Origin of the sequence: Burkholderia sp. E168m22 (assembly GCF_001319805.1) — a bacterium.
GTDB lineage: Bacteria > Pseudomonadota > Gammaproteobacteria > Burkholderiales > Burkholderiaceae > Burkholderia > Burkholderia orbicola.
The window spans coordinates 1-13,567 of record NZ_BBSK01000102.1; the positions used below are offsets into that span (position 1 = coordinate 1).

10 protein-coding genes and 1 pseudogene are annotated in these 13,567 nt (G+C 60.0%); 4 read left to right on the forward strand and 7 right to left on the reverse strand.

The window, feature by feature from the left end; all coding sequences use genetic code 11:
- Nucleotides 1-13: 13 nt before the first annotated feature.
- A pseudogene (locus tag AP428_RS23400) lies at nt 14-444 on the forward strand (transposase); the annotation flags it as partial.
- A gap of 362 nt (nt 445-806) precedes the next feature.
- Here AP428_RS23400 and AP428_RS35720 read toward each other — a convergent pair.
- The 6 genes from AP428_RS35720 to AP428_RS23425 form a co-directional block, all read right to left on the reverse strand.
- Complete coding sequence (locus tag AP428_RS35720) at nt 807-1,091, reverse strand: PAAR domain-containing protein (RefSeq protein WP_011548257.1); 285 nt, start codon at nt 1,089-1,091, stop codon at nt 807-809.
- Complete coding sequence (locus AP428_RS37485) at nt 1,088-2,056, reverse strand: DUF6708 domain-containing protein (RefSeq protein WP_011694664.1); 969 nt, start codon at nt 2,054-2,056, stop codon at nt 1,088-1,090. Before AP428_RS37485 ends, AP428_RS35720 begins: the two co-directional genes overlap by 4 nt.
- Nucleotides 2,057-2,068: 12 nt before the next feature.
- Nucleotides 2,069-4,645: a T6SS effector BTH_I2691 family protein gene (locus tag AP428_RS23410; RefSeq protein WP_011548259.1), complete on the reverse strand. Its 2,577-nt coding sequence runs from the start codon at nt 4,643-4,645 to the stop codon at nt 2,069-2,071.
- A gap of 30 nt (nt 4,646-4,675) precedes the next feature.
- Nucleotides 4,676-5,479: a DUF4123 domain-containing protein gene (locus AP428_RS23415; protein WP_011548260.1), complete on the reverse strand. Its 804-nt coding sequence runs from the start codon at nt 5,477-5,479 to the stop codon at nt 4,676-4,678.
- A gap of 10 nt (nt 5,480-5,489) precedes the next feature.
- Nucleotides 5,490-8,042: a type VI secretion system Vgr family protein gene (locus tag AP428_RS23420; RefSeq protein ID WP_011548261.1), complete on the reverse strand. Its 2,553-nt coding sequence runs from the start codon at nt 8,040-8,042 to the stop codon at nt 5,490-5,492.
- 539 nt (nt 8,043-8,581) lie between these two features.
- Nucleotides 8,582-8,992, reverse strand: coding sequence for a TIGR02594 family protein (locus AP428_RS23425; RefSeq protein ID WP_041489415.1), 411 nt, complete (start codon nt 8,990-8,992; stop codon nt 8,582-8,584).
- Nucleotides 8,993-9,185: 193 nt separating this feature from the next.
- Between AP428_RS23425 and AP428_RS23430 the strand changes: the two genes are divergently transcribed.
- From AP428_RS23430 to AP428_RS23440, 3 genes are all read left to right on the forward strand, one after another.
- Complete coding sequence (locus AP428_RS23430) at nt 9,186-10,097, forward strand: LysR substrate-binding domain-containing protein (RefSeq protein ID WP_011548264.1); 912 nt, start codon at nt 9,186-9,188, stop codon at nt 10,095-10,097.
- Between the two features lie 132 nt (nt 10,098-10,229).
- Nucleotides 10,230-11,546, forward strand: coding sequence for an MFS transporter (locus tag AP428_RS23435; RefSeq protein ID WP_011548265.1), 1,317 nt, complete (start codon nt 10,230-10,232; stop codon nt 11,544-11,546).
- Between the two features lie 12 nt (nt 11,547-11,558).
- Nucleotides 11,559-12,800: an amidohydrolase family protein gene (locus tag AP428_RS23440; RefSeq protein ID WP_011694663.1), complete on the forward strand. Its 1,242-nt coding sequence runs from the start codon at nt 11,559-11,561 to the stop codon at nt 12,798-12,800.
- A gap of 206 nt (nt 12,801-13,006) precedes the next feature.
- On the opposite strand, the gene AP428_RS23445 is transcribed toward AP428_RS23440, so the two are convergent.
- Nucleotides 13,007-13,303, reverse strand: coding sequence for a hypothetical protein (locus AP428_RS23445; protein ID WP_011548267.1), 297 nt, complete (start codon nt 13,301-13,303; stop codon nt 13,007-13,009).
- Between the last annotated feature and the right edge of the window lie 264 nt (nt 13,304-13,567).

A 13,567-nucleotide genomic window follows, 5' to 3' on the forward strand; every position in this document is an offset into this window, starting at 1 on the left:
GAACTAACGTCCTATGACCGATGCAACAGTGATCAAGAAGAGCAAGAATCCGAAGGCACCGAAGGTGTTTCCCGACGAACTGACGATCAGTTGCTTGCCCAGGTTCAGGGCAAGAACGCCGAGTCAATCCTGGGCGAATCGGGGCTTGGCCGGCCAGCTCAGGAAGCAGTTGGCCAAGCGCATGGCCGAGATGAGCCACCATCCGGAAGCCGGGACCGAGCAAGGCAAGGCCGGCAACCACCGCAATGGCACCCGCACCAAGACGTTCCTCACGCCCCAACGGCGAACTGAAGCTGGATATTCCGCATGACCGGCAGGCAACGTTCGAACGGCAATTGGCCGGCAAGTATCAATGCCGGCTGCCCGGCTTCGACGATCACGTCATCAGCATGTATGCACGCGGCATGAACGCACGCTTGATTCAGGGCCATCTGCTGCGACTGAGCTTTGCGGACGTCGATTTCCTGAACCCGAATCTATCGAAGAGGCCGCGGGACAAACTCGCCCGCACGTTCACCGCGGAGCAGGCTCAGGCGATTCACTCCTTTGTCGAAGCCCTACCGATAGAAATCGTATCGATGGTCATCCACTGCGAAGGTGGCCATTCACGGTCATGCGCCGTCGCCTTGGCGCGCCATCGGCTATATGGCTATTAAGCGGATCGTGCATCTTTCGCACGCCACCCCTGCAATCGTCCGCATCATGATAGGAAATGACCGTACAACTCATCGCGAGCGGCAACGAGCCCGTGGCTGATACGTTTCAACAACCGCGCCCATTGCCCCGCAACAGGCAGCGACATGCCGTCATGTCTTTATTGAACCGAGAGTTTGGGACGACATCAGCTTCGGCAGTGACTCACATTTACATTGGCACAAATCGTTCTCTAATGCGACCTGCTTACCCATCATCGTCATCGCGCGTGGCGAGCCGTCGCTTATGATGACACCCGTCGTGCCACAGGCGGGACATTGAACCGGGGCGCCCAGATAAGCGAAAGGTTGGCCTTGCAACGAGGTGCCTGCGATACCGTCGACCACAACACCGTTGCGATCAGTTTTATCGCCCTGACGAATGAACCGGCGACTCATGCTGTAAGGCCGTTGGACGGCGTCGCAGCATTGCACGCCCGCTCGATATCGTCCGGCCATACCGGTTCGCGGCAAGTCAGTTGGGCGAGCCAATGCAATAGGGATTGAGAGAATGCGGGAAGTGCCCCGACCGCCACCACCAGCCACACTATCGGATTGCCCGACTTAAGTAGGCCCGAGGTTCCGTCGAAATTCAACCTCAGCGAATTGCGCAGGGAGGCTCCCTTCGGCAGGAACTCGGTCACCGGGGGCAGCGAAGCGGGGCCTTCTTCCATAAATCGCCGGTAGAACTCAAAGTCCTGGTAGAGGACTTTCATGACCTCCTGTCCCCCGACGCTTCCCTCATCAGACGACAGGACAACTCGCGTTCCCATCGAGAATGTATCCTTGACCATCCCCTTGTCGTCAAGAACCAGGCAACGAACCACGCGCGGCGCCGTGCGCGTGGGGCCGCTTCTGGGCTTGCGTTCGACGTACAGGAAGGCGCTATCCCAGGGTACCGATACAACCCCGCCAGGGCCATTGTGCTTGAACGCGTAAATCATGCGGTCACGCCGGTTAAACCGGACGGGCTTGCAGGTGTAATTGAAACAGTCGCGTGTCAATGCCCAAATGCCAATTCCCGAGAAACCGAGCGCGACAAACAAGAAAAACGAAAGCACTCCATAAATGAGCCCCAGTTGTCCCCGCTGCTCGTAGATAGGAGGTACATGAGTCATCATCCAAAGAAGGGCCGCCGTGAATGCCAACGAACCGAGCCCCGGTAACATAAACGCAAAGACCCCCCAGCCCTTCTCCGAATAGTTTCCGTCTCGGACCTCTAGGCAAGTATCGCTCATCGAGAATACTGAACGCTCATCCTTAGCCGTGTCAGACGCAGGCTGTCCGATTGCGAGGCGGGCAGCCTGCTCCTCCTCGCTGACCGGCCGGTTCAGGCGGTACCACGAGAGTCCGTCAAATGCCATCTCTTTTCTCCATCACGAAAGCATTGCCGTAAATGCCTTTTGGTCTTCGGCCAGAGTGGGGAACCGCTCTTTGGCCTCTTTCAGCCCAAAAAAACATCGCTCAAGCCACTCATCCACTTCCTTACCCTTGAAGTAGTTGATGAGGATACCAATAAGGGCAGCGATAAGCAGAAGCGGCAGGGCCACGACCGCTGCAGCGGATGCCGAAAGGAATATGACAGAGTAAGCGAGAGCAAGACCGACAACCGCTGATGCGGCATCCAGGATAAACATCGTCACATTACCTTCCTTGAAATCCTGCACGGCATGATAGATGTCAATCGCAGCAGACACGAGCCCAACCACCGCGCCGCCGTACCTCCCCGCGACGTTGAGGAAACGTTCTAGTCGAAGCCAGCCTGTACCCAACTGAGCCCCAGCCTTTCCGACGGTGTCAATTGCAGCCGAACCATATTGCGCAACACTCGCCACGAGTCCACCAATGGCGTTGTCGAACTTGATGCCGGCCTCCGATTGATTGAACCGATTCGCCTTCTTCAATTCTTCCCGAGCAAAGCGAAGATTGATAGCACTGAATATCGCCCCGATGCCCGCAAACCCAGGCTCCCCCTTCGTCATGAGCCTAAATTTCGGCATGTAAATCGTCTCGACCACGTCGGGTGTCAACGTCGCACTGGCCAATTTCTCGAAGCCGGGTTTGGCTTTGACGCCAGCCAGGGCAGCTGCCTCTGTCGCCGGGCTTTCGACTGGCACGAACTGCTTCGCCTTAATTTGCGGGTCGGCGCCTCCGCCTGCATTGGCTTTGTCCTGAAGCTGCTTTTTCAGGTCCTGGACACTGATTTTCTGCCGGCCCGGCATCACTTCCTGCATCTGACGGGCGATGTAGTTCACCCATTGGTTTACCGAACCGTATACGACCTTAAACTCGAACAGCTGTTTCGTTCGCATGCACAGAGTCGCATACAGCACTTTGGTTGCAGCCGTATCTACACTCGCGCTGATAGCTTCGGCCACGGGCCCACCTGTCTCATGAAGAAGCCATGCTAACGCCTTCGCAACAGCAACTTTGATGCCCTTATCCTTCGACTCTTCCACGCCCTCTATCTTGCTGTACGACTCTATGAGCTTCGCGACGAACTCCCTCAGTTCCATGTACGGATAGCCGGACGCCTCCTTGACCTTCTCAGCCAGCACCGGGCTGTTTAGGACGAACGCCCGCAACAATGGATTGCGAGTATCAGATACGCTGCCTTTAGCCCATTTGACGAGCACATCGACGGCATTCTTGCGGTCAGCCGAGCCTTCGATGCATCGTGTAAATGTGTTGGTATAGTTCAGCCCACATCTCCAGCTTCCCGGCTCGTAATCCGACTCGAAAACGTTCAGCAATGCGGCACTGGACAGCCACGCCTGATGGTCTTGCGACAGCGGTATAAGCGTGCTCGCCTGCTCCGACTTCATCGCGTTCGCCATCTGTTGCCGAAAGTCGACGATAGCCTGCTGCCGATAGTGGGTCGTGTAGGGCTTCCATGCTTCCGGTCCGGCTGTTGCAAGTTCAGACTCCTTCTGCGCCTCAATGCTTTTGAGCCGCTTCTCGAGCGCCTTGCCACCATCGAACAGAGCCCCGAGGCCCATGCCCTCATAAGTATTGGCTTCCAGCATGCCGGCGGCACGTTCCACGTCCTCTTTCGCCGAAACCGCGACCGCCTTTTGCAGCGCGTCGATTGCGCTGGCGGCCCATATTCCGTGTTCATACGGCGCAAGCGCTGCGCCGAAAGCAACGCGCTGCTCAAAATTGAGTTCCTGCGTGATGCCAACCGGGTCCCACAACGCGAAGAACAGCCCCTTGTCCGGCAGTATGGAATCCATCGCCTTTTTGAGGGCCGGCTGCTGCCCGGCACGGTCATGGTACGGAAAGCAACCGGTAACGAGCGCATCGGGACGACCGCCCTTGTATTCGCTCAGTAGCCCCTCGAGATGGTCCAGGCTATCCGCGTGCGGCTGGTTCATGCTGCCGTTATACCAGGCGGTTGCATCGAACTTCTGCATCCGCTTGTCACGACAACCCATGAAGTTCTTCGCGTAGGTGTCGCGGACTTTCTGTGTCCAAAGCTCATCGCTGAACGCCAGATACACGGTTCCGGCATGTTCTGCATCTTCAACGGTGATGCATTGAGCCAGTTGCGCATGCCCAGGTTGGTGGCAGCTGAACGGTTTCTCGAAACTACGGTCGAGCTTGATGCCGACCGGATAGTCGTACAAGTATCCTTCCGCCGTAACCGCGTATATCTGCCATCGCTGTGTCTTTGGATAGAAGATATACACGTAGCCGTAGCGCAGGGTGCGCAGCGTGTACTTTGCCTTTTTGAGCGCGATGCCGACGACGCCGTCGCCAAACTTTCCGCCCATGAGCGACATCGCGCCAGCAGAGCTGTGAGCCTTGGAGTTGGCCACGACCCCGTAGCGGACAGGCAGAATCGGCAATCCCTTCTTCTTGCACATGTTGCATGAATTCGGCGCACGCGAGCTGGTCTGCATCGCGGACTGCGTGAGCTGCGAAATACTCGCAAAATTCGTGTCGAGTGCCATTCTTTATCTCTCTCGTGCCGCCACCCGGGCTCATTGATATTGGATGCTCTCGCGAGCAATCGCTTCCCAGTCTGCCGCGCTCCAGTTCGCTACCGCTTCAGCATACGGGCCTTTCCGCGGCGCCTGCAGAATGGCCCGAACACGCGGGTGACGGTCAAAGCAGGGGGAAACGAGTGTGCCGTGAAGTGCAAAAGCAAGCAGGTCCCCACCGGCGAGCCCATGAGCCTCTCCTTTTGCAAGTTGCGCGTCGAGCAGCGCCGACATATCGGGACGAGGCGCCGTACCATTGCAACGGAGTAGGTCAAGCCCGCGCTGAACCAACTCGATGCGCGCAATTCGTGCGTGCTGGTCCGCAGTAACCGCGAAGGCGGCTTCCGGTTCGGCCGCGCCGTTGACCACCGTCCAGCCGCTCACGGGGTCGAGGTACGTCCACGTTGCAACCGGCCCCAGAAGCGCATCCATCTGCTCGGCCTTCAAGATGCGACCCAAGTGCGGAAACACGCGCGGGTCGTAGTAGCGGAAGACCGCATCGCCCGAAATCGGCGCCTGCAGTATCAACCGGTTCGACAGATGTTGCTGAAGCCGGCCCGTCGCCTTTCCGCATTCGAGAATGGCGCAAACGACTGGCGGCAAGCCATTCTCAAGGTCCGATTCGGCACGTTCTCTCAACGCTGGCAATTGCAGTTCGGGATGCTCCGCACAGTACAGCACGGGCGCCACGCCCTCGAGTTCGGGACGCGCAGCGGGAACCAACTCACCGACTTCATAGGCCGGCGGCACACCAGGCAACTCGGGCTTCCCGTTCACGACTTCGACGATAACGTAGTGAACCATACCGACCGCCCTACACGAGTGCCGAGCCGGCCTGGGCCGCGGCTGCGAACTGCTGGGCGCACGACTTTGAAGGCGCAAGCTGCGCCGACGCGCTATCGCCCGCCGGGCCATCGAAGATGAGCGGACTGCCCTTGACCTCGACCAGCCCCGGCGCATGGATGAAGATTTTACCTTCGGCGATACGAATCGATGCGCCGCCGGCGGTAAGGGTGATTTCCTTCTGGGCTGTAACGTTCACCGAATCGGAAGTGGACACGACCTTTACAGTCTTGTCTGCCGTAAGTTCGATATTGTCCGACTGCGCCTGCACTTCGACCTTGCCTTTGCCGGCAAACAGCTTGATACCGGCATTCTGCACGAAGAAGCTTAATTTCTCGCCAATACTGGCAATCCACGACCTCGCCACCGAAACGTAGGTGCTCTCTCCGCTAACCAAATTGACGTGCTGGGTAGCTGCTGCGTGGAGCGACTTCTGCGTCGACAGGCCCATGTCAGCCGGGCTCGCAAGCAACATGACAGGTTGCGAAAACGCATTGGCGCTTCCGGTGCCGCCACCCGCTGTCCTGCCGCCCGCCATAGAGCCCTGTGCATCGCTCTGCGTCGTCGCAGCGAAGTCCTTGATGGCGTCCTGAGCATCGTCCAGGGTCTCGGCCTGGCCGTCAGCTGCCGCGAGTGAGCGATGCTGAATCACGCCGCTCGAATCGATAAGGTGTTGCGTGGCTTCCTTCACATCCAGCGGCTGACTCGACGTGCCGCCGCGGGCGTAGGTCGATACGTAGAGCCCTCGTCCGGCCCGCAGGGCACCTGACGCCTCGGTCTTCAGTTCGAAGCCCGTGCCAAGGTAGTTGCCGCGCGTATTGCCGCTGTGGTCGATGAGATAGCCGATGTGAAGATACGAATTCGCCGTCGAGCTGAAAAGCTGCGCCCGGTTCTGCGACGTGGAGTCGTCGAAGACGAGTTGATTGAAACCCTGACCGCTGTACTCCTGCGACTTGAAACCGGACAGCAGGCCGTTCGAATGCCAATGTGGCGTGTTGACAGAGTGAAAGAGCACTCCACTGACGACCGGCCGGTCGCAATCCCCGTCGAGGTAATTGACGGCCACTTCCTGCCCGATTCGAGGGACGAACACACCGCCGAATCCCTTGCCGGCGTGCGGCAGTATTACCCGCATCCAGCACGATGACGTCTCGTTATTGCTCCCCAGACGGTCCCAGTGCATCTGAGCCTTCACCCGGTTCAACTCGTCCGTGTATACCTCCTCACCCGCCGGTCCCACGATAGTGGCGGTCTGCATATGCATGACCGGCTTTCTGTGCTCGAATGGGCTGCGGAATGGCACCGAGCGGCGCTGGACCTCGATTTCGGCCAGCACGAAACTTTCATTGCCTAACGGGTCCTTCGATACGAATGCGGCCTGCCGGTCCTTGTATTCGGCACGCAGACGCGACAGGCGTCGCTGCAGGCTACCCGGAAAGGGGCGGCTGTTGCCCAGCGGCAGATTGTTCTGGATAGCCCAACGCACGCCAAGAATCGCGAACTCGCGGTCCTCAGGCTTGTCTGCGTCGTGCTCGGGATGGTCTTCGAGCGTGAACCATCGACCGGCGTCCATGCACGGAACACTGCCCACCCCGAAAAACCGTTTGCTGCGCGAGGCCATCTCTTCAAGCCGAATTCGCATAGCGCGCTCGCCACGGTCGTAGGACTCGCCGGTGACCGGAAAGCTATAGTGGCCCGCGTATTCGTAGACTTCCAACTCCTGCGGGATATCGCCTTGGTCAACCGTGGACCGGTCCGCCCGCTGCAACGTGCGCGCTGGACGTTTGTAATCCGCCGTGCTGAACGCATATCCGACGCTTTGCGTCGTACGCTCGCCGCTCCATTCGACGAGTGTGCCAGCCTGGCCGTCTCGGTCGCCGCGATAGAACGGTACTCGCTGGGTAGCGAGCGCTTTGCAATTGAAGAGGTCGTCGGTCACGACAATCGTATGCGACTTACCGTCCTCTGCATGCTCGACATACGTGAACCATCCCTCCGACTCCATCAACCGATGGACGAAATTGTGGTCGGTTTCGTACTGAGTACAGTACGAGCGAACCGCGCCCGGGTCTTTCACATCGAGCCGGAAATGACCGCGCGCCGGCGAATGGCCGCTGAACACTTTAGTCAGGATGTCGGCGGTCGTTAGGTCCTGGAAAATGCGCGCGTCCTTGCGGTACTGCAGAAAGCGCATCCACGACGAAAACGAAAGCTGATAGTAAGTGAGTCCCCCGTCCGCTCCGAGGCGTCGCGTTGCATGGACGTAGCCATGCCAAGGCAGGTACGACTCGTCGGCTTGACGCACCCATAATGTGACAGGTTGCGCCATCAGCTTCTTCAAATGAAGCGCGCGCTCCCGGGACACGACGTCCACTGTGAGCTCGAAATCCCGGCCCACGCGCGATTCGCCCATGGCGCGTTGCGGCAACAGTACCTTCGCCCCGAGGGGCGTTTCCAGGACGAGCGCTCGGTTCGTCTGCTCGATACCCGCGTCAAGCATCAACGAATTGGGCAACCTACCCATTTCGAATATCTCCTCTGGAGGAAAAAATGAACGCGCATCGGAGGCGGCGCGAAAGGTCGAAAGAGATTTTGCCACAACGACCTATCCGCTTTGATAACAAACGTAAAAACAATCTCCCGACAACCGACATCATTTTATGTTTCAATGCTTTTTAATCCTTCGCCTCGGCAATACTGGTATTTCTTACATAAATTAACGCCGAAACAAGCAGCGGATCGACTTTGGCGCTATCCAGGATAGAAACGCCTGGTCGCGTCGCCTCCTTCAGGAGCATGTGCGATTCTACAAAATGCACGCAAAATTGGCCTCCGAGCAACCATGTCGAGTTACTCGATTTTGCTGATGAACGTTGCCACCGAGAGGAAAGACCTGTTAGAAATAACAGGCCAGCCAAATTTTATGGAGCATTGCAACCTCGAGCGCGACGAAGACCGACATCGCATAAGGGCTCGTGTATTGCGCATCCGCGTAGAGACGGAGATTGCCGGTTTGCACTGCGGGCTCCTTGTTCTGGATTGTTGTGTGTTACCGCTGCACGGTCATTCGGTGGCCGGCCAACGATAGCCGATCACCTCATGCAACGGATACGCAAGTTCCCGAACCTCTTCCAGCTGGTTGCCGCCAAACAGGTGAACGTGTTCGGCATCGTGGCGCAGGTAGAAACCGACGTGCCCTTTCCAACTCGTCGGATCGTCGCGCGTCAGGATCGCGATGCAGCCGTAGACCGGGCGCTCCAGCGGTTTGCCCCATTCCAGCCACGAGCGCGCGAGCGCGGAGCCGGTGCCGCGGAATCCGGCGTGCGCCATGCACCAATTCACGAAGGACGAGCACCACGAAATCTTGTCGTCGTAACCGACCAGGTTCGTCTGGTTGTTGTATTCGACAATGCGCGGGTTGACACTGCCCGGCGGGTGGCGGCGGATGCCGAGTTCGGCCAGCGCGACGGACATCCACGGCGGATGGGCAGCTTTTACTTTGCTCTCAGGGTTTGATAGGGTCACGTCGTTCTCGGGTACGTGTCGGTGCTGTTTCGCGCAATCTTCGCACGAATACGGCGAGCCCATAGCACCCTTCACGGCGAGCGATTTTCGCCGGGTCCGCCCGTATCATGGAGGCAGCGCCCTCTCTGATTCTCTCCCCGCCATGCGCATCACGCCTCTCCCGCCCCTGCAGTGCCTCGTCGCGTTCGAAGCCGCCGTGCGACACGCGAGTTTCACGAAAGCCGCCGCCGAACTGCACCTGACCCAAAGCGCGATCAGCCGACAGATCCAGCAACTCGAGGAATTCCTCGGCCGCTCGCTGTTCGTGCGCGAGCACCGTTCGCTGCGGCTGACGATCGCCGGCGAGCAATACGCGGCGCAGGTCCACCATCTGCTCACGCAATGCGCGGAAGCCACGCACGACGTGATGAAACCGTACGGCGATCTCGAACTGACGATCGCGTGCTCGTCCGGCGTCGCGCTGCTGTGGCTCACGCCGCGGCTGCCGAACTTTCGCGCCGCGTATCCCAACATCAAGCTGCGCCTGATCGTGCGCGACGGCCTGGCATCGATGTCGCCCGCGGAATTCGACGTCGGCGTCTACTACGTGCGCCAGCAGGCGCCGGCCGAATACACCGCACGCCGGCTGTTCGACGAGGAAGTGTTCCCCGTCTGCGCGCCCGGCTATCTCGCCGGCCGCACGCTCGATGCGGCCGATCTCGCGAACGAAACGCTGCTGCGCCTCGAAGACGGCCAGCGCCAATGGATGTCGTGGTCCGAATGGTTCGACATGAACGACGTCGACCGGCAGAAGGCGCAGCCGCAGGACATCACGATCAACTCCTATCCGCAGATCGTGCAGATGACGATTCTCGGTCAAGGCGTGTCGCTCGGCTGGCGCTACATGATTGACGCCTGCATCGAAGCCGGCCTGCTCGTGCGCGTGACGGAAGCGTCCGCGAGCCACGGCGGCGGCTATTACGTGATCTCGCCGAACGACCGCGCGCAGAACCAGGCCGCCCGCCTGTTCACCCGCTGGCTGTTCGAACAGGCAGAGCAGCAAACCGGGGCCTGACTGCCCCGCGCGCGACGCATGCGTGCAGCGCATGCAGGCATGCGAATCTTTCGTTTCAGAAAAAATTGCGGCTGTCCTTAGCATGGGATTCACGCGGGGCAGCCGCCCCGTCTTCTGACCAAGGAAGAGACCATGCAAGGAACGCTTTCCCCGCGCGCCGCACCTTCCGTCGATGCGGCGGTGCAACAGCGCCGCCGCGCCATCGTCGCGACCGTGATCGGCAACGGCCTCGAATGGTTCGACTTCACCGTCTACAGCTTCTTCGCGGTGATCATCGCGAAGCTGTTCTTCCCGACCGGCAACGAACTGACGTCCGTGCTGCTCACCGTCGCGACGTTCGGCGTGGGCTTCTTCATGCGGCCGGTGGGCGGCATCGTGCTGGGCGTCTATGCCGACAAGGTCGGACGCAAGGCAGCACTGTCGCTCACGATCCTGCTGATGGCGGCTGGCACCGCGCTGATCGGCATCGCGCCGACCTACGAACAAGCCGGCATCGCCGCGCCGCTGATGATCGTCGTCGCGCGGCTGCTGCAAGGCTTCTCGGCCGGCGGCGAAATGGGCGGCGCCACCGCGTTCCTCACCGAATACGCGCCGCCGGAAAAGCGCGCGTATTACTCGAGCTGGATCCAGTCGAGCATCGGCTTCGCGGTGCTGCTCGGTGCGGCGACCGGCACGTTCGTCACGACGTCGCTCGACACGCAGGCGCTGCATAGCTGGGGCTGGCGGCTGCCGTTCCTGCTCGGGATCATCGTCGGGCCGGTCGGTTACTTCATTCGCAGCCATATCGACGAGACGCCCGCGTTCAGCGCCGTCGAATCGCAGGCGAAGGAAAGCTCGCCGCTGAAGGAAGTGCTGCACACGTATCCGCGCGAGACGTTCGCGAGTTTCTCGATGGTGATCCTGTGGACCGTCTGCACCTACGTGCTGCTGTTCTACATGCCGACCTATTCCGTGCGCACGCTGCATCTGCCGCAATCGACCGGTTTCACGGCCGGCATGGTCGGCGGGCTGATGATCATGTGCTGCTCGCCGATCGTCGGGCGCCTCGCCGACGCGTGGGGACGGCGCGTGTTCCTGTCCGGCTCCGCGCTCGCGATCCTCGTGCTCGCGTGGCCGATGTTCTCGTGGATCAACCATGCGCCCGGGTTCGCGTCGCTGATCGTGTTCCAGGCCGTGTTCGGCGTGCTGATCGCGACCTATACGGGGCCGATCCTCGCGGCGTTCGCGGAGCTGTTTCCGACCAAGGTACTGTCGACCGGATTATCGGTTGCGTACAACTTCGCGGTGACGATCTTCGGCGGGTTCGCGCCGTTCCTGATAACGTGGCTCATCGCCCGGACCGGCAGCAACATGGCGCCCGCGTTCTACGTGATGCTCGCGGCGGCCGTCAGTTTCGTCGGCACGCGCTTCGTGAAGGATGCGAAGCTTGCGGCCGCAACGACTCGATAAGGATTTTTACCCATGACCATTACCGTGCTTCAAGGCGGCAACGTGCTCGACCTCGAACGAGGCGTGTTGCTCGAACATCATCATGTCGTGATCGAAGGCGAGCGGATCGTCGAGGTTACCGATCGGCCGGTGGATTTGCCGAATGCGCAGGTGATCGACGTGCGCGGCAAGACCGTGATGCCGGGGTTCATCGATTGCCACGTGCATGTGTTGGCGTCAAATGCGAACCTGGGCGCGAATGCGACGCAGCCGAATATTCTCGCGGCGATTCGGTCGCTGCCGATTCTCGATGCGATGTTGTCGCGTGGGTTTACCAGTGTGCGGGATGCGGGGGGCGCGGATTGGAGCTTGATGCAGGCCGTTGAGACGGGGCTGATTCCGGGGCCGCGGATTTTTCCGTCGGGGAAAGCGTTGTCGCAAACCGGCGGGCATGGGGATTTCCGGCCGCGCGGCGATGTGCTGGAGCCCTGCTCCTGCTGTTTCAGGACGGGGGCGATTGCGCGGGTCGTCGATGGCGTTGAAGGCGTGCGGCTCGCCGTGCGTGAGGAGATTCAGAAAGGCGCGACGCAGATCAAGATCATGGCGTCAGGCGGCGTGGCTTCGCCGACCGATCCGATTGCGAACACGCAGTATTCGGAGGATGAGATTCGGGCGATTGTTGATGAGGCCGAGGCCGCGAATACTTATGTGATGGCGCATGCGTATACGGGGCGAGCGATTGCGCGGGCTGTGAGATGCGGTGTGCGGACGATCGAGCATGGGAATTTGGTGGATGAAGCGGCGGCGGCGCTCATGCATGAGCGGGGGGCGTTTGTGGTGCCTACGCTTGTGACTTATGACGCGCTGGCTAAGCATGGGGCGGAGTTTGGGATGCCTGCCGACTCGGTGGCGAAAGTCGCTTCCGTGCAGCAGAAAGGACGCGAGTCGCTCGAGATCTATGCGAAAGCCGGCGTGAAGATGGGGTTCGGGTCGGACCTGCTCGGGGAAATGCACGCGTTTCAGTCGGGGGAGTTTCGGATTCGGGCGGAGGTGCTTGGGAATTTGGAGGCGCTCAGGTCGGCGACGACGGTGGCGGCGGAGATTGTGAATATGACAGGGGAGCTTGGGGTTGTGGCCGTGGGGGCGATCGCTGATCTCGTCGTGCTGGATGGGAATCCGCTCGAGGATATTGGCGTCGTGGCCGATGAAGGCGCGCGGGTCGAGTATGTGTTGCAGCGGGGGGCGGTTGTGAAGCGGCGGGCTGGCGGGCGGTGATGTTTGATTGAAGCCGTTCAGCTATTTTTGCAGGCGCGGTGCGGCATCACGGGCCTTGTGGTCGTGACAGTTGTTGACGGTGGCTGAAGGTATGAGTCGCGGCGTTCGCGGCAATGGCCAGGGCGGTGCCGCCCCGGCGGTCAGTCGCATTCGGGAGACGCTTGCGTTTCACTTGCTAGAGCCGAATCAAGCGGCCCTTGCAGTTGTTACAGCGGCGGCGGTACCCAATCAGGATCGTGGTACGGCTGCTCTCGCAGCGCCAACTGGCTGGAGTCCGGCGAGATCGTGATCAATCGGTCAACATCGCTGACTCTCAGATACACGCGGTCGCCCGGCTTGAAGCCGAAGATCTTGAGATCAATGTCGATCGCCTTCATCCACGGCAGGTACGGCCAGCCACGCTTGGGAAGGTCCGGGTAGTTGCGCAGGACCAGCTCAAACGTCTTCTGCATGTTGACGGGTTTGTTCTTTCTACGACGTGGCTTAGTATTGGCGTCAGCCATTTCCGACTCCTGCGTTGAGTTGGTGGTGGTCAGCGGGTCGTATGGGTTGCCGCCCATGCGGCCCGCGCTTCTTTGGTACCTCGGGTTTCCCCTTCTTTCTCCCCTCTTCGCTGGGTCTTGTTGGGCAAGACCGCTTTCTTTCGACCATCGGCGCGGAAGGGACTGCGGTCAACTTCCGATGGTGAGAAGCAAAGCTTCATGACCAGTGTAGTCGGGCTGGCATCTCAGAATTAGGGAATTGAGGGGGATTGGCCGAAGGGTATA

Excerpts from the sequence above, each read along its gene's own strand:
- AP428_RS35720 (WP_011548257.1), bottom strand. The coding sequence starts at position 1,091 with ATGAGTCGCCGGTTCATTCGTCAGGGCGATAAAACTGATCGCAACGGT.
- AP428_RS37485 (WP_011694664.1), bottom strand. The coding sequence starts at position 2,056 with ATGGCATTTGACGGACTCTCGTGGTACCGCCTGAACCGGCCGGTCAGC.
- AP428_RS23410 (WP_011548259.1), bottom strand. The coding sequence starts at position 4,645 with ATGGCACTCGACACGAATTTTGCGAGTATTTCGCAGCTCACGCAGTCC.
- AP428_RS23415 (WP_011548260.1), bottom strand. The coding sequence starts at position 5,479 with ATGGTTCACTACGTTATCGTCGAAGTCGTGAACGGGAAGCCCGAGTTG.
- AP428_RS23420 (WP_011548261.1), bottom strand. The coding sequence starts at position 8,042 with ATGGGTAGGTTGCCCAATTCGTTGATGCTTGACGCGGGTATCGAGCAG.
- AP428_RS23425 (WP_041489415.1), bottom strand. The coding sequence starts at position 8,992 with ATGTCCGTCGCGCTGGCCGAACTCGGCATCCGCCGCCACCCGCCGGGC.
- AP428_RS23430 (WP_011548264.1), top strand. The coding sequence starts at position 9,186 with ATGCGCATCACGCCTCTCCCGCCCCTGCAGTGCCTCGTCGCGTTCGAA.
- AP428_RS23435 (WP_011548265.1), top strand. The coding sequence starts at position 10,230 with ATGCAAGGAACGCTTTCCCCGCGCGCCGCACCTTCCGTCGATGCGGCG.
- AP428_RS23440 (WP_011694663.1), top strand. The coding sequence starts at position 11,559 with ATGACCATTACCGTGCTTCAAGGCGGCAACGTGCTCGACCTCGAACGA.
- AP428_RS23445 (WP_011548267.1), bottom strand. The coding sequence starts at position 13,303 with ATGGCTGACGCCAATACTAAGCCACGTCGTAGAAAGAACAAACCCGTC.